Here is a 16,751-nt window from a genome sequence, read left to right as displayed (position 1 = left end):
CCCATCCCCAATGCCCCATTCCCCATTTACACAAGGAGTTTTTATTTCATGACAGAAGCATTACTTGCTGCTTTGTTTGTATTCGTTTTAGCATCCTTTATCGGCTTTGAAGTCATCAACAAAATACCACCGACTCTGCACACGCCCTTAATGTCAGGCTCCAACGCGATTTCTGGGATTGCGGTACTGGGAGCGATAGTGGCTGCTGGTGCGAGAGACACGAATGTGTCCGTAATTCTCGGTTTGATTGCTGTAGTGCTGGCGACAATCAACGTCGTGGGCGGTTTTTTAGTCACAGATAGAATGCTGCAAATGTTCAAGAAAAAGGAGATTAAGGCGTGAGCGATTTTTTACCAACTGGCATTCAGCTGACGTACTTAGTCGCTGCATCGTTATTCATATTGGGTTTGAAAAAGCTGGGATCACCTGCCACAGCGCGGAACGGTAATGTTATAGCGGCTGTGGGGATGTTGTTGGCGATCGCAGCAACAATGCTGGATCAGCATGTGTTGAATTACGAGATGATATTGTTAGGCTTGGCGATTGGTTCGGGGATTGGTGCGATCGTCGCCTACAAAGTCCAAATGACGGAAATGCCCCAAATGGTGGGTTTACTCAACGGATTAGGCGGTGCTGCTTCCGCATTAGTCGCTGTTGCAGAATTCTGGCGGTTACTGGATAGTTCTCAGCCGATACCGCTAGACGTCAACATTTCTATGCTGTTGGATGTGTTAATCGGCGGTGTTACCTTCACAGGTAGTTTTCTCGCCTTTGCCAAATTGCAAGGTTTAATCAGCGGTTCCCCAATTACATTCCCATTTCAGCAACCATTTAACTTGTTGCTTTTGGGTGCTTATGTGGTGGGTAGTGCCTACTTAATTATCACACCTGATAGCTTACCCATATTCTTGGGAGTGGTTGGCGTTTCATTGCTGCTGGGCGTGATGTTCGTCATCCCCATTGGTGGCGGTGATATGCCTGTGGTAATTTCGCTGTTGAACTCCTTGTCAGGTGTGGCGGCGGCGGCGGCTGGGTTCGTGGTGATGAACAATATGTTGATCATTGCTGGTGCTCTGGTGGGAGCATCTGGGTTAATCCTGACTGAAATTATGTGTAAAGCAATGAACCGCTCTCTATTTAGTGTGCTGTTCAGTGCTTTTGGTACAGGCTCTGGTGGCGGTGCTGCTGCTAGTGGTGGTGCTGCAACCGATCAAACCGTTCGCAGCATCGATCCCGAAGAAGGAGCGATGATGTTGGGTTATGCCCGTTCTGTGGTCATTGTACCTGGTTATGGGATGGCAGTTGCCCAAGCGCAACACAGTGTGCGGGAATTATCAGATCAGTTAGAACGGATGGGCGTTGATGTCAAGTATGCCATTCACCCCGTTGCTGGTAGAATGCCGGGGCACATGAATGTATTGCTGGCTGAAGCAAATGTACCTTATACCCAGTTGTATGACATGGAAGATATTAATCCCCAGTTTGAGCAAGCAGACGTGGCTTTAGTCATTGGGGCTAATGATGTAGTCAATCCAGCGGCACGTAGTGATGCCAATAGCCCGATTTATGGTATGCCAATTTTGGAAGTAGATCGAGCAAAGCAGACGATTGTGATTAAGCGCGGGATGAGTACAGGTTTTGCCGGTGTAGATAATGAGTTGTTCTACAAAGATAAAACTACGATGCTCTTTGGTAGCGCAAAGGATATGGTGTCGAAGTTAGTTTCGGAAGTTAAGCAACTTTAACTAACCGCAGGGAACGCGGAGTGTAAGAAATAATCAAGGAGAGTTGATTTGCCTTGGAAGTGATCCTTCTGAGGCAATTTTTTTGACTTAGAAACAGTGATGAGAAAAAGAAATTATGGCAACTGCTCACTCATGCGCTGTTCTAGTAGTTCTAATAAACCATCTACATCTTTAGCAAATTGCTTAAAACAATCAGGTGGTGCTGGTTCTGGTGCAAACTGAATTAACTTGATTTCACCATTACCAATACCAATCATCACAACTTCTGCTTCCGGCTTATGATTTTCGACAATTCCCAAAATTTCTTGAAGCCGATTCTCAACTTGAGTATTTAGTTTCTCTATCGCCTTTTTAGGACAATACACAAAATGTGGTGTTGGTTGCAAATCAATGCCTATAGTACCCTGGCTATCACCATTTTCTAACCATAATCCCCAAAACAACGCCGCCAATTCTGGCTGATTTGCTTTGACAAATTTATCCAACTGGCGACGCCACTTGTTATCTCCTGTTTCCGGTTGGGTACTACCAAACATCATAAATAATTCGTAATTAAGAGACAAAGAATGGGTGATACTTATTTTAAGCCACTCTGTACAAGCCAGAGACTGGCGTAAGTACCATTTTTATCTAACAGTTGTTCATGGGTTCCCGACTCTACTAATTTCCCATGTTCCATGACATAAATGCAATCGGCATTACGGATGGTAGAAAGACGATGAGCGATCGCAATTGTGGTTCTATTAACTGTAATTCGTTCGAGCGATCGCTGGATTGCGGCTTCTGTTTCATTATCCACTGCGGAGGTAGCTTCATCTAAAATCAAAATGGGTGGATTCTTTAATATTGCGCGAGCGATCGCAATCCGCTGTCTTTGTCCACCAGATAACTTTTGTCCTCTTTCTCCGACAATTGTCTCATAACCTTGAGGCAGGTGCATAATAAATTCGTGCGCCTCAGCCACTTTAGCCGCCATCACTATTTCTATATTGGTGGCGTCAAAGCTGCCATAAGCAATATTCTCTGCTACAGTGCCATGAAATAAGAACACATCCTGACTGACTAAGCCAATACAGCGACGTAAATCTTGCAAATTCAAATTTTGTAAGTCAATGCCATCGATGGTAATATTTCCCGTTTGCACTTCATACAACCGTAATAAAAGTTTGACTAAAGTGCTTTTACCTGAACCAGTTGAACCGACAATTGCGATGGTGTTTCCTGCTGGAATATCTAAAGAGAGATTTTTAATTACTGGTAATCTATCTTGATAAGCAAAATAGACATTTTTAAATTCCACTTCACCGCGCACTTCTTCTACAGGTAATACTGTATTTCCTGTATGAATAGTGATGGGAGTATCCAACAAATCCATAACTCGATTAGTAGAAGCCATTGCTCGTTGATATTGGTCAAAGGTTTCGCCTAATCTGGTTAAAGGCCACAGCAAACGCTGAATTAAAAATACTAATACACTGTAAGTTCCTACAGACATTTTTCCCGAAACCGCTGCCATACCGCCATATAATAATAATGCGGTAAACCCTACCAAAATCAACATCCGAATCAAGGGTATAAAAGCAGCAGAAAGTTTAATTGCTTTAGCATTACTTTGGCGATAAGCTTCACTATCTACTTCCAAACGTGAGGCTTCATAAGATTCGGCTGTAAAACTTTTAATAGTAGTAATACCGCTAATATTATTTGCCAGACGTGAGTTGAGGAAACCTACTTTTTCCCGCACATCAGCGTAGCGAGGTGCAAGCAACCGTTGATAAGCCAACGAACCCCAGAGGATAAATGGCATCGGCGACATCGCCATCCATGCCACACTAGGAGCCAAAATAAAGAAGGCACCACCAATAATTAAAACGGTTGTGGCAACTTGGATGATATCATTTGCTCCACTATCCAAAAATCGCTCTAATTGGTTAATATCATCACTGAGGATGGACATTAAACCGCCAGTGCTGCGTTCTTCAAAATAAGCCAATTCTAATTCTTGCAAATGTTTGTATGCATCCAAACGCAAATCATGTTGAATATTCTGGGCCAAATTTCGCCAAAGTCGAGCGTAGGCGTACTCAAAAATTGATTCTAGTATCCAAACAATAACAGTGAGGAAGGAAATAATCAGAAATTGCCAAAAGACATCCTTCACTCCTAACTGTGCAATGATGGAATTCTGCTGCTTTACTACTACATCCACCGCTATACCAATTAATCCAGGTGGTGCTAAATCAAAAAATTTATTCAAAATAGAATAAGTAGTCGCCAGCCAAATTTGTTTACGATACTGGTGTCCATACTCAAGGAGGCGCTGGAGAGGATGTGCGGAATGTTTACGCCTTCTTGATGCCCGATGAGATTTTAATACTATAGCCACGGCTTTTCGCAGTTGCGTGTAAATGATATTACCACAAAAATAGGGAGCATTTTAACTTTTGTAGCCTTTGGTATGTGTAGGTAGGCATCTGACGTGTCAACATAATACAGGACTTACCTGCGGACAAAAACGGAGATAAAAACTTGAAAAATCAGCAATTAGGAAATTGGCAAACCACAGTCTTCGGAATTGTGTTGGCAATATTGGTGATTATTGGACTAAATGCCTTTATTATTATCAACCCAGGACAAGCAGGAGTGATTAGCATCTTGGGTAAAGCCAGAGATGGTGCTTTATTGGAAGGTATTCATCTGAAACCACCCTTCATCTCCGTAATTGATGTGTATGATTTGACTGTACAAAAGTTTGAGGTGCCAGCAGAAAGTTCTACTAAGGATCTACAAAATTTATCTGCTAGATTTGCGATTAATTTTCGCCTTGATCCCATACAAGTAGTTCAAGTCAGAAGGAAACAAGGAACTTTAGAAAATATTGTATCAAAAATCATCGCACCTCAGACACAAGAAGCATTTAAAATTGCAGCTGCTAGAAGAACAGTGGAAGAAGCAATTACCAAAAGAAGTGAATTGAAGGAAGACTTTGATAACGCGTTAGGCGATCGCTTAGACAAATATGGGATAATTGTGTTAGATACTAGCGTAGTTGACTTGGCTTTCTCACCGGAATTTGCCAGAGCAGTTGAAGAAAAACAAATTGCTGAACAACGAGCACAAAGAGCCGTTTATGTGGCGCGGGAAGCTGAACAAGAAGCCCAAGCAGAGGTAAATCGCGCTAAGGGTAAGGCGGAAGCTCAAAGACTATTAGCAGAGACTCTCAAAGCCCAAGGAGGACAGTTAGTTCTGCAAAAAGAAGCAATTGAAGCTTGGAAGACTGGCGGCGCTCAGATGCCAAAAGTTCTCGTTATGAGTGGTGACTCAAAAGGCAGCGTCCCTTTCCTTTTCAACCTAGGGAATGTTTCAAATCAACCCTGATTCGAGTAAATAATATTAATAAGTTGGGCTATGCCCAACTCAGACACCAAAGAAACATCAACCAGGGAATAATCCAAGTTTATGTCAACTCCTAATCATCACAATCTCACCGCTGAAGAAGCGAAAAAAATCCTGAATAAATTCAACTGTCTAGACATTGCACCTGTCCTCAAGCCATCAGAAAAAGCTGTAACTCGCCATGCTTTAATTTTGCTTACCAGCCTTTCTGATTATCAAATTTTAGGAATTTGTGCTGATACAGCAGAAGAAGGAATTTTAGCTATGAAAACCTATTCTCTGGCTTTTGGTTATGAAGCACCCAACAATCTACCTACATCGGAAGGCCCAGTTTATATAAAATTAAATGGTAAAAATGGCTTGTGCTATCTAGATTCCTATTTCGGACATCATCGCGGGGTATTAGTGTCTTGCCAATCTTACCAAGAAGGGGGAATTAACGAAATGTATGGACATTTACCTTTGGATTTATTTGTATAGATTTTGGCAGTAGGTAGGGAGTATGCCTTGCCTACTGAATTAATAACCAATAATAATTAATTACTAAATATTATGAGTATTATTACACTACAATCAGTGAAGAAAGACTTTGGCATCAAAGAAATTCTCAAAGATGCTAGCTTTAGTCTTGATGCTACCGATAAAGTTGGTTTAATTGGTACTAATGGTTCTGGCAAATCAACCATATTAAAGATGATAGCCGGGCTAGAAACAATTGATAGCGGTCAAATTTTAGTTAACTCTGGCTCTAAAATTATCTACTTACCACAGCAGCCAGATTTAGATGAAAATCACACAGTTTTAGAGCAAGTTTTCGCTGATAGTGGCGAACATACAGCTTTGGTGCGTCAGTACGAAGAACTTTCAGATAAACTGGCTCATTATCCAGATGATAGTCAACTAATGTCTCGCCTTTCTGTAGTGATGCAACGTATGGATGCAACGGATTCTTGGGAAGTAGAAATCAACGCCAAAATCATCCTTACTAAGTTAGGAATTTCAGACTTTGACGCCAAAATAGGTACTTTATCTGGAGGCTATCGCAAGCGCATCGCTTTAGCATCAGCACTGCTATCAGAACCCGATGTTTTACTCATGGATGAGCCAACAAACCATCTTGATGCTCTTTCTGTGGAATGGTTACAAAGTTATTTGAACCGTTATCGTGGCGCACTTTTTCTCATAACACACGATCGCTACTTTTTGGATCGGGTCACTAATCGAATTGTTGAAATTGACCGAGGCGACATTTATACTTACACAGGTAATTATTCATATTATCTCGAAAAGAAAGCTCTATCTGAAGAATCTGCCGTTAGCAGTCAACGCAAACATCAAGGTGTGTTGCGGCGCGAATTGGAATGGCTTAAACGTGGTCCAAAAGCCAGGAGTACGAAACAAAAAGCTAGAATTGACCGCGCTCATGCTCTGCGAGACACTGAGTTTAAGCAAGTTCAGGGTAAAGTTGATATATCTACAGTTGGTCGTCGTATAGGCAAAAAAGTTATTGAACTAAATCAAGTTTCTAAAGCCTACGATGGACGTACCCTCATCAATAATTTTACCTACGAATTTAGTCCAGAAGACCGCATCGGCATTATCGGCGGTAACGGTGCAGGTAAATCCACTTTAATGGATATGCTTACTGGGCGGGTTAAACCTGATTCTGGTAGTGTGGAAATTGGTGGTACGATTCATATCGGTTATTTTGACCAGCATTCTGAAGAATTACTTACAGCGTTGAATGAAGATCAGCGCGTGATTGACTATATCAAAGAAGAAGGAGAATTTGTCAAAATTACCGATGGTACTCAAATTACTGCTTCCCAAATGCTGGAGCGGTTTCTGTTTCCTGGGAATCAGCAATATGCACCAATTCATAAACTTTCTGGTGGAGAAAAACGCCGTTTATTTCTGTTACGCGTTCTCATGGGTGCGCCCAATGTCTTGATTTTAGATGAACCTACGAATGATTTAGATGTACAGACATTGGCAGTACTAGAGGATTATTTAGAAGATTTTTCGGGGTGTGTAATTGTAGTTTCTCACGATCGCTACTTTCTTGATCGCACTATAGACACAATCTTTTCCTTTGAAGAAGGCGGTAATCTCCGGCAATATCCAGGTAATTACTCAGTTTATTTGGACTATAAAAAAGCCGAAGAAGCACAGCAACAAGCTGCTAATACTAAGGAAAAGCAAAAAAATGTAGCAGTTCACAAAACTGCATCTGTGCCCAAAGAAGTAGAGAGTAAAAAGCGGCGGGGACTATCAAATTGGGAAAAAAAAGAATTTGAACAGTTGGAAGGTAAAATTGCTCAGTTAGAAGCCCAGAAAGCAGAAGCCGAAAAAGCATTGACGAATGTCCATGCTGGGAGTTACACCCAAGTGCAAAAACTCTATGAACAGGTGGAATCGCTCAAGCAAGCAATTGATGTGGCAACTGAGCGCTGGTTAGAATTGGCAGAGATGGAGTCTTAATGTCTTAATATAGTGCGTCATGGCTTTAGCCTTGCCCATACGTGTCAACTTTAGTGCAAAAGCTTATCCCACATTCGTTATCTTGTTCCTAGCCTCCGGCTGGGAATGCTTTTTTGGAGACTATGCCTTCACTGTAACGTCAGGCGGTAGCCCTGCTTAATTTTTCCGTAAATCGGCTGTTGCTGATTGTGTTATTTGCTTAATTGCCGCTAAATCAGGCGATGGTGTCTCACTATTTATTCCCAACCATAAAAGATATTCGATATTCCCAGCAGGGCCAGTAATCGGCGACCAGGTTAAGCCTTTGTATTTCCATTTTAACTCTTGAGCCGCCTGTAAAACTTGAAAAATAGCATCAGCTTGGTCGTTAGGATCGCGCACAACACCTTTTTTACCCACACGGGATTTTCCGACTTCAAACTGTGGCTTGACTAACAATACAGCTTCCCGGTCAGCTTGAGTTAGCTGCCACAAAGCAGGTAAAATCTTGGTTAAGGAAATAAACGATACATCCACCACCGCCAAATCAGGAATAGGGTCATCTTCCCCATACAACTCATCTGGCCTTAGTTGTCGCAAATTGGTACGTTCGCGCAAAATCACCCGCGCATCATTTCGTAAACGCCAGTCAACTTGTCCGTAACCGACATCAATACCATAAACTTTTTTTGCTCCAGCTTGCAAAAGACAATCAGTAAAACCACCAGTAGAAATGCCCCCATCTAAACAAATGCGTTCTACTACAGGAATGGCAAATACTGACAAAGCTTTGAGGAGTTTTTCACCACCTCTAGAAACAAAAGGCGATCGCTCCTTAACCTTAATTTGAGCCGAAATATCAACTTCTGTACCAGATTTATCAACTACCTGGTTATTAACACTAACTTCCCCCGCCTGAATTAGCCTCTGTGCTAAGGCGCGAGAAGAACATAAATTTAGCTCTACTAATAATGTGTCGAGTCGCTGTTTAGCCAATTAACTAGATTCTCCTGATAAGATTAAAGTCAAAGCACGATTGATAATTTCTTCTCGGTTAACCAGCTTTCCTGCAAACGAATTCGTCCAATACCATTCGATTGCTTTCGAGATATAACTTATAAAGGGCGATCGCTAATCTTATTACTTAAACCTATAATATTTTATTTTTACATAATATTTTTTGATGTCAAAGCTTAACTTAAAATATTATACATAATGATACCCGTCAACATACTTAGGCTACTTGGCATATTTAATAATGCGAATTGGAACTTTTGTCTTACCGAAATAACTTAGTATTAATTAAAAATTGTGTTTGCATCGGGCAACCTCTATGTATTTTTCCGCTCTAAACTATCAGTAACTATATCAAACACTGATTTCTTCGTTGAAACAGAATCTGCAAGGACTGGTCTCAAAGCCTTGTAAATATTGGCTTGCGAGTTTTCGGATGGGTCTATTAACTATAACTAAGTAGTAAGACAAAATTAATTACACAAATTTCGACCTGAAACCCTTATGTAGCCTAAAACCTAATGTGTAAATATTTCTGTCCGATTACTTATTAACTAAGGATTAATTATGCGAATCGCTCGTAACATTACAGAACTTGTCGGTCGTACACCCCTAGTGCAATTGAACCGTATTCCCCAAGCAGAAGAGTGTGTTGCTCAGATTTTGGTGAAACTGGAAAGTCTGAATCCATCTGCATCAGTTAAAGACCGGATTGGAGTAAGCATGATTAATACCGCCGAGGAAGAGGGACTAATAACTCCCCGGAAGACAATTTTGGTGGAACCTACCTCTGGAAATACAGGAATTGCCCTAGCAATGGCAGCAGCAGCTAAGGGTTATCGATTAATTTTGACAATGCCCGAAACAATGAGTGGGGAGCGACGGGCAATGTTGCGAGCCTATGGAGCTTAGAACTAACACCAGGTGCTGAAGGTATGAGTGGGGCAATTCGGCTGGCACAGGAGATAGTTAACAGTATGCCAAATGCTTATATGTTGCAACAGTTTCGTAATCCAGCTAATGCAAAAGTTCATCGAGAAACGACAGCTGAGGAAATTTGGGAAGATACTGATGGACAGGTTGATATAATTGTGGCAGGGGTTGGAACAGGTGGTACAATTACTGGTGTAGCAGAAGTAATTAAAACACGCAAGCCGAGTTTTCAGGCGATCGCTGTTGAACCAGCCAATAGTCCAGTCTTGTCTGGGGGACGACCTGGACCGCACAAAATTCAAGGAATTGGCGCTGGGTTTATTCCCCAAGTGCTAAAAGTGAAATTAATTGATGAAGTGATTACGGTCACTGATGAAGAAGCGATCGCTTATGGTCGGCGTTTGGCAAGAGAAGAAGGGCTACTATCTGGTATTTCCAGTGGAGCCGCATTATGTGCGGCAATTCAAATTGCCCAGCGTCAAGAAAACAAAGGACGGTTAATTGTGATGATTCAGCCCAGTTTTGGAGAGAGATATCTAAGTACACCATTGTTCCAAGACCTAGAGGCAAGAGTAGCAGCTAGCGTCAGCTAACGATAAATTAGATCAATGGTCGATTCTAACCACTACGAAACACTCAAAGTTAGTCAAAATGCCAGCCAAGCGGAGATTAAGCAAGCTTATCGCCGCTTGGTAAAATTATTTCATCCTGACAGTAATCAGGAAACAGCGGATAAAGAGCGAATTATCCGTATCAATGCCGCGTATGAGGTCTTAGGCGATACTCATAATCGTCTCAATTATGACCAACAATTACGAGGTAGCTATCAAAAATTAAATAGCGATCGCCAACAGCGTACAAATTATGCTCAAAAGCGTTACAAAGCAACACGGCAAACAGGACGGGATGCTGACGAACAAGTCGATGAATGGCTGCGACAAGTTTATCAACCAGTTAATCGCCTGCTTTGTAGCATTCTTTATTCTCTAGAGGAACAAATGGAGCAATTAGCTGCCGATCCCTTTGATGATGAGTTGTTAGAAGAATTTCAGGAATACTTACAAGCTTGTCGTGATGACTTCAAGCAGGCACAAATGACTCTTCGCTCTCTGCCGAATCCTCCTAGTTTAGCAAGAGCAGCAGCTCACCTCTACTACAGCCTCAGTCAAGTTGGAGATGGCCTAGAAGAGTTAGCTTACTTTCCCTTGAGCTACGATGATCGTTATTTGCATACAGGTCTAGAACTATTCCGCATTGCTGAAAGATTGCATTGCGAGGCCCAAGCATCGGTTGAGTAGTTAGTAGTCAAGGGTTAAAAGTCAAGATTAATTTCTTTGGACTTTGGACTTGAGACTCCGCGAAGCAGCTGAAATTAGTTTATGCTGGAAGCAGTAAAAGGTTAAGAAATTTTAAATTTTTCTATCAGTATACTCATGCAATGCATTGTTAATCGCCGTGCTCAGTTTTCAGCAAGTCATCGCTATTGGTTGCCAGAACTAAGTGAAACCGAGAATATTGAGAAATTTGGTGCTTGCTCTAGATTTCCCGGACATGGACATAACTATGTATTATTTATATCCCTTGCTGGGGAATTAGATAAATATGGCATGGTGCTGAACTTGTCCGACGTGAAACACGTAATTAAACGGGAAGTTACCAGCCAATTGGACTTCTGTTATCTCAACGATGTGTGGGTAGAATTTCAGCAAACTCTGCCCACAACTGAGAATATTGCACGAATTATCTGGCAAAGGCTAACACCTCACTTGCCTCTAGTTCGTGTGCAGTTATTTGAACATCCTCAACTTTGGGCAGATTATATGGGAAACGGAATGGAATCCTACCTCACCATCAGCACTCATTTTAGCGCCGCTCATCGGCTGGCTCATCCTCAGTTCAGTGATGAAGAAAACACTGAGATTTACGGCAAGTGTGCTCGTCCCCACGGTCACGGACACAATTACCATTTAGAAGTCACTGTGAAAGGGCAAATTGATTCGCGCACTGGGATGATTGTTGATTTAGGTGCTCTGAATCAGGCGGTAGAAGGTCATGTGCTTGAGCAATTCGATCACACTTTTCTAAATAAAGATATTGCTTACTTTGCCCAAGTCGTTCCCACTGCTGAGAATATCGCACTTTACATTAGTAATTTACTGCGATCGCCTATCCAGGAATTAGGAGCTATGCTCTATAAAGTTAAACTGATCGAAAGTCCTAATAACTCCTGCGAAATCTACTGTACTGAGTCAGAATCCAACTTAGTCAATAACGTAATAAATGAGCCTGTTTTGGCAAAAGTTTAAGTAATTCGTAATTGGTAATTATTTTTACCATTACTTATTACTTAGTAGTATTTAATTGCTTCAGTATGCTAGTTTCAAACAAAAAAATTCTCCACCAATAATCTCATAGCGATTTCTGCGATCGCCTGCAAATAGCTGTAAGTCAGCAGTCGTCCAACGCACTGGAGTTGTTTGCATAAAAACCCTCTAGCATTTTTCTAAATCATATTTTAAAAATATCGACGACATGCTGAATGTCGCAAATAACGATAAACTACCCAGGCTAAAATTCCGAAAACAAGATTTTGCGAAACTTGTCTAAGTGCAAACCATATTATCTCAGTGTCTAAAATCTGCGACCAATGCAAAGGGCTAAGTTGTCTTGCTAGGATAAACAGCCCAAAAATAGCATTTCCACCCAGTATAAGGGCAAACAGCACTAAACCCTTCTGCCAGTAACAATGCTGGGGTGTGTAACCTGAGATCAAGATGATAGGGGTTTTGCCTTGTACTCTTCGCAGTAATTGCTCCAGTCGCCAAAACATCCACAACAGCAACGGAAATAAACCATAGCTAAGGTAATGTAGGGGTGGTGAGTAACGCCAAGCACCAGATAAGACATTGATTAGGGCATGACAGATTACAGCATTAAGCCAAGCCCAAGGAACAAGCTTCCTGTCTCGATGTAAGCGGATGGTGGAAGAAATATATATTGCCAGGGCATACCCCCAAGGGGCAGAAAACATGGCGTGGACTGGCGTGCCGATACTACGGTCAAGAATTGATGCAGTGCCGTGGAAAATGTAAATGCAGTTCTCTTGGGCGGTGAATCCGAGAGCAACAGCTATGGTGAAGAGGAAAATGGTAGCAGGAAGTAATCGATACCTACGTTGCAGATAGCAGGTTGGGACAATAACCCCCATCAACTTGCAACCTTCTTCAATTGGCCCTATTTCTACAAGCTGCCGTAAGGCTACACCAACAAGCCCAGATGTGCAGCCCCTTGTTGCCAAACATCCCTGAATTTGCTGCCAGTTTACAAGCCAGTTGAATACAGTTTCAAAAATCCATTCGATACTAAGAGCACAGAAACCAGATATTGCCCCAATAATAAAGAACAACAGCAAGCGTAATAGAGGTGGGGCATTTGGGATACGACAATAGTAATAGCCCAGCAGCAGCATTGGGGGCATTACTGCCCACAGTAGTAAGAAGAAATTAGCCACTCACCTGAGCAATTACTGTGCGGTGACGGGGACTGTTAGCAGTCATAGTGGGAGTTTGGAAACCCGCCTGAACAATAACTTCCTCAATGTCTAAAGCGAAATATTCATCTAAGTACGGTTCAGTACTTTTGAGCAGTGTCAAAATGTAGGCTGGCATTTTCTTGTAAGCTTCAGACTGGGGATTCATGTCCATAATTGCCAAGTAGCCACCTGGACGTAGCACACGCCGTACTTCAGCAAAAATTTTTCGGGTTGCTGAATGGGGTAATTCGTGGCACATCAAGAAAATGGAGACTAGATCAAATGAGTTATCTGGTAGCCCAGTCGATTCAGCTTGGGCATGAAGCCAGTTAATTTTAGCCTGACTTTGTTGGGCGCGGTAGTGGGCAACGGCTAAGAAATAGGGAGATAAATCTAAGCCTGTAATTTTGGCATGGGGATAAATTTCTTGCAGGGCAAAGGTACTTAAACCCACACCGCACGCCAAGTCTAGGATATCTTGGGGTTGATTAGGGATTTGCGTTTTGAGGATATCGTGGTAACTTTGGCGTAGTTTAGCATCTCCTTGTGCTCCAGCATCCTGCCAGATTCCGGCGTGGACGGTACAAGCAGCAACTTCCAACTCAAAAGCAGCTTTCCAACTGAGGTCTCCGCCCTCGTAGGCATGGAATGGTCGCAAGTAATATTCCGGGTAGGAAAGCTGAGGATTTTGTACCTGAGCTAGATCAGTTTTCCAATCACGCGCCTGTAGCGTCTCGACTTCTTGCGTCCAAGGCACGCCAATTTTCTCGGCACGTTTAATCATCATTTGTCTGGCTTGATGCTTAGCTAGGTTAGCCAAAGGCTTGATGGCCAATATGCCATTTACCAAGCGGGAAGCAAAACCAGGGGCAGTGTTTACAGCAGCGGTCATAAATCAGTTTGCGTTGAATAGCTTTTTCTACTTATGACATACTTGCTGCAAGTCAGTCTAGAAGTAAATTGAATTGGATAACGGCAGTTTGCCTGCCCTGACTTGCTACTGATTAGCATAGAAGCTTGACATTTGCAGATAAACGTGACTTACATCTGTTAAGAATCACACTGATATCGAATATATTTTTATCAGAGAAATTTATTCAAGACTGGTAAAATTTCGGTACTTAACAAAATCTATCTCAGCAGAGATGGCAAGAGCGTAAGTGTCATTTACAAGAAGACTACTACAAACTTATCGATACAAGATTATGGCAAGAGCAAGAAGAAGGGCAAGTGGCTTTTTAAGAGATTTTCAAGAATTTGCTCTCAAAGGCAATGTAGTTGACTTGGCGATCGCTGTGATTATTGGTAGTGCTTTTGGCAAGATTATCACCTCCTTTGTAGAGGATGTGATCATGCCATTAATTAACCCCTTGGTGAGTTTGAGTGGCAAAGACTGGAGAACAATCACCATTGGGCCGGGAATCGCGATCGGTAAGTTTCTCGGCTCAATAGTTGACTTTCTAATCCTTGCTTTGATTTTATTTTTAGTAATTCAAGCCTTACAACGATTCAAGAGGCAAGAAGAAGTCGCTGGTGATTCTCCACCAGACTCTAACCTTGTAGCGCAGGAAAGATTGACTGGTGCGTTGGATAGACTGACACAGACCTTGGAATCTCGGAATAATCAGATTTTATAAGTGTAGATTCGGGATTAGGGACTGGAAAGAATATAGGAACTGAATTCTTTTTTAATACTCAATATTTGATCCCTAATCCTTAATTCTCCTATTTTGTAGTATTTGGTTTGAGAGCTAACAACATCTCCAATTCACTAGTGGATTTATCCGGGCTAGTAGCAGTAACACCAAGACCACGAATGGAAGTCAGGATGGCATTGGCTTCAGGCGCAATGGGTTGACCTTGTGCCGCAAAACGATTTACCAAGGATAAAGTTTTATCCATGTCTAAGTAGAAATAACCGCCGTTGGGCTTTTGTAAAGAACCAGTAATATTTTTGAAAGTGTCGCTATTGTCAAGAGATTGACTTTTGCGATCTGCAACGGCCTCAGCAACAGGGCCACCAATAGCCACAAATAAGGTATCTTGATCCAGCCAACCATGCGCTAATAAAGCTCCTTGTTGGGGTATTTGCCATTCAGTTACGTCTTTACCACCGATATTTCTTTTGGCGATATTGATTTGTTGTGTTTTGGCGAGGGTATCCAATTTCGTGAAGGTGCCTTCTGCTGTTTTGCGATCGCTAGTATCAAATACTAAAGCTCCTCCAAAACCAACACTCTTCAACACACCCTGATCGGATGGAATAGCAGCGAAGGCAAATTCCCCATTCATCCATCCAAAAACCTCTTTATCTAGGTCAATATTGACCAATTTCAATTGCCCACGTGCCTGTTCTACTACTTGCTTAAATTCCGGGTAATCCTTTGACTGTTCTACTAGCGTTTGCCAGCCACTGCTGATGCCCTGTCCACTAACTAAAGCAAAAGTCTCAGTGGGAAATTGCCCTACTATCTTCGCGGGAGTCGTTTGATATTGGAATTTGCTAAGTTGCGGGTCTAAATTGGCGATCGCTTTTACCCGCACTCCTGCATCATCAACACCAATACCCGCCACCATCGATTTCACCTGCTTCAGTTGCGTCAGGGTTTGTGGCGGTAACTTTGTCCCCTGCGGACTTTGAGCTAGCAATTGCTGTACCATGCCGGCATAGTCCGGGACATAAATTTGAGCCAGCGTGTTTTTGACATCCACACTTTTGGCAATAATGCTACTTGCACCTTCTTTACTGGCAAAGGAGGGCTGCCCTTTAAAGGTGTCGATTGCCTTTTCTACAGCTTGCTTTTCGGGAGAAAATACCACATGGCTATTATTCAAAACAACACTGTATGTCGGTTTACCATTTTCTATAGTTTCTGTAATTTTTTGACCTTGGTAGTCAGATTCCTGGATTTTGACTCCTTTTTGCGACTTTAATTTATTAGCAAAATTTAAGGCACTTAGTTTGTCTTTAATACCTACAACCATCAGGATATTGGGTTCCTGCTGTATATTTATTGGTGTATTAGGTGCGCCAGAAGGCCCTTTCTGTTGCGCTGGTTTGGTTGGATTTGGTGGCAGTACAGCAATCATTACACCACCAACCCAAGGTTTTATGTCTTTTTCGTAGGAAATGTTACTATCAGGGAACATGTCTTTATTGAAGTCTTCCAGACCTTTTGCCACTAACTTTTGCGCTTCTGGAGTACCAAACTGCTGCAACTTTGCCCAAGCTTGAGAATCAGTGGTAATATAAGTTGCAAACAATGCTGTTGAAGGTATCACTTTAGCGCTGTCCAGAGCGCCAGAACTATCCCCTAATGGGCCTTTAAAATACATATAAGCTGCTACACTTCCTGCCACAACTACAGCAGCGGCAACAGCAGGAACTAAAAACTTTGATTTATTTTCGGGCATTCTTCTTATCCTCTTTTCCTCAAGTTGTCACCGACATTTATACAAGCGTCATTGTAGAGTTTTCGGATTTATTAATAATTTTTACTAATTGATCGGTATTTACTGATAAAATTAGTAGTCCTACAAACTAGCGATGTGGAATTACTCTAAAAAATACTTCAATGGGATGAGGAGCGAATCCGCAAATGATATGTTGTTCATCTCAAAAAAAATAGTCCGTTCAACAACGGCAAGCTATCCTAAGTTATAAGCATACT

14 protein-coding genes and 1 pseudogene are annotated in these 16,751 nt (G+C 42.0%); 9 read left to right on the top strand and 6 right to left on the bottom strand.

Features of this window, described 5'->3' with window-relative positions:
- The first annotated feature begins 48 nt into the window (after window positions 1–48).
- Both IQ246_RS07670 and IQ246_RS07665 read left to right on the top strand, forming a co-directional pair.
- A complete protein-coding gene (locus IQ246_RS07670) occupies window positions 49–342 on the top strand; it encodes an NAD(P) transhydrogenase subunit alpha (protein WP_191757267.1) in 294 nt (97 codons plus the stop codon).
- Window positions 339–1,745, top strand: a complete 1,407-nt coding sequence (locus IQ246_RS07665; RefSeq protein ID WP_194001654.1) for an NAD(P)(+) transhydrogenase (Re/Si-specific) subunit beta — start codon at window positions 339–341, stop codon at window positions 1,743–1,745. Before IQ246_RS07670 ends, IQ246_RS07665 begins: the two co-directional genes overlap by 4 nt.
- A gap of 113 nt (window positions 1,746–1,858) precedes the next feature.
- On the opposite strand, the gene IQ246_RS07660 is transcribed toward IQ246_RS07665, so the two are convergent.
- Window positions 1,859–2,284, bottom strand: coding sequence for a hypothetical protein (locus IQ246_RS07660; protein ID WP_194001652.1), 426 nt, complete (start codon window positions 2,282–2,284; stop codon window positions 1,859–1,861).
- A gap of 38 nt (window positions 2,285–2,322) precedes the next feature.
- On the bottom strand, window positions 2,323–4,131 hold the full coding sequence (locus IQ246_RS07655) for an ABC transporter ATP-binding protein (protein WP_194001650.1): 1,809 nt from the start codon (window positions 4,129–4,131) through the stop codon (window positions 2,323–2,325).
- A gap of 143 nt (window positions 4,132–4,274) precedes the next feature.
- On the opposite strand from IQ246_RS07655, the gene IQ246_RS07650 reads away from it, so the two are divergent.
- From IQ246_RS07650 to IQ246_RS07640, 3 genes are all read left to right on the top strand, one after another.
- Window positions 4,275–5,123, top strand: a complete 849-nt coding sequence (locus tag IQ246_RS07650; RefSeq protein WP_194001648.1) for a prohibitin family protein — start codon at window positions 4,275–4,277, stop codon at window positions 5,121–5,123.
- A gap of 81 nt (window positions 5,124–5,204) precedes the next feature.
- Window positions 5,205–5,621 carry a DUF1824 family protein gene (locus IQ246_RS07645; protein WP_194001646.1) on the top strand — a complete coding sequence of 139 codons (417 nt, stop codon included), beginning with the start codon at window positions 5,205–5,207 and terminating at the stop codon, window positions 5,619–5,621.
- Window positions 5,622–5,693: 72 nt separating this feature from the next.
- Window positions 5,694–7,622, top strand: a complete 1,929-nt coding sequence (locus IQ246_RS07640) for an ABC-F family ATP-binding cassette domain-containing protein (RefSeq protein ID WP_194001644.1) — start codon at window positions 5,694–5,696, stop codon at window positions 7,620–7,622.
- Window positions 7,623–7,778: 156 nt separating this feature from the next.
- Here IQ246_RS07640 and IQ246_RS07635 read toward each other — a convergent pair whose 3' ends face one another.
- Window positions 7,779–8,597, bottom strand: a complete 819-nt coding sequence (locus IQ246_RS07635; protein WP_194001642.1) for a TlyA family RNA methyltransferase — start codon at window positions 8,595–8,597, stop codon at window positions 7,779–7,781.
- Window positions 8,598–9,182: 585 nt separating this feature from the next.
- On the opposite strand from IQ246_RS07635, the pseudogene cysK reads away from it, so the two are divergent.
- From cysK to IQ246_RS07620, 3 genes and pseudogenes are all read left to right on the top strand, one after another.
- A pseudogene (gene cysK, locus IQ246_RS07630) lies at window positions 9,183–10,141 on the top strand (cysteine synthase A).
- Window positions 10,142–10,156: 15 nt separating this feature from the next.
- Window positions 10,157–10,846, top strand: coding sequence for a J domain-containing protein (locus IQ246_RS07625; RefSeq protein WP_194001640.1), 690 nt, complete (start codon window positions 10,157–10,159; stop codon window positions 10,844–10,846).
- Between the two features lie 135 nt (window positions 10,847–10,981).
- Window positions 10,982–11,854 carry a 6-carboxytetrahydropterin synthase gene (locus IQ246_RS07620; RefSeq protein WP_194001638.1) on the top strand — a complete coding sequence of 291 codons (873 nt, stop codon included), beginning with the start codon at window positions 10,982–10,984 and terminating at the stop codon, window positions 11,852–11,854.
- A gap of 209 nt (window positions 11,855–12,063) precedes the next feature.
- On the opposite strand, the gene IQ246_RS07610 is transcribed toward IQ246_RS07620, so the two are convergent.
- Together IQ246_RS07610 and IQ246_RS07605 are read right to left on the bottom strand one after the other, a co-directional pair.
- A complete protein-coding gene (locus tag IQ246_RS07610; protein ID WP_194001636.1) occupies window positions 12,064–13,059 on the bottom strand; it encodes a PrsW family intramembrane metalloprotease in 996 nt (331 codons plus the stop codon).
- Window positions 13,052–13,972: a class I SAM-dependent methyltransferase gene (locus IQ246_RS07605; protein ID WP_194001634.1), complete on the bottom strand. Its 921-nt coding sequence runs from the start codon at window positions 13,970–13,972 to the stop codon at window positions 13,052–13,054. The genes IQ246_RS07610 and IQ246_RS07605 overlap by 8 nt, the downstream gene beginning before the upstream one ends.
- Window positions 13,973–14,285: 313 nt before the next feature.
- On the opposite strand from IQ246_RS07605, the gene mscL reads away from it, so the two are divergent.
- Window positions 14,286–14,717 (top strand): large conductance mechanosensitive channel protein MscL, encoded by a 432-nt coding sequence (gene mscL, locus IQ246_RS07600; protein WP_194001632.1) that lies wholly within the window; start codon window positions 14,286–14,288, stop codon window positions 14,715–14,717.
- An 88-nt stretch (window positions 14,718–14,805) separates the two neighbouring features.
- Here mscL and IQ246_RS07595 read toward each other — a convergent pair whose 3' ends face one another.
- Window positions 14,806–16,494 carry a DUF3352 domain-containing protein gene (locus IQ246_RS07595; protein WP_194001630.1) on the bottom strand — a complete coding sequence of 563 codons (1,689 nt, stop codon included), beginning with the start codon at window positions 16,492–16,494 and terminating at the stop codon, window positions 14,806–14,808.
- Window positions 16,495–16,751: the final 257 nt, after the last annotated feature.

The organism is aff. Roholtiella sp. LEGE 12411, assembly GCF_015206995.1.
In the GTDB taxonomy this organism is placed as follows: domain Bacteria; phylum Cyanobacteriota; class Cyanobacteriia; order Cyanobacteriales; family Nostocaceae; genus Komarekiella.
Note: the sequence above shows the minus strand (reverse complement) of the source record. Positions and strands in the feature narration are given on the sequence as shown.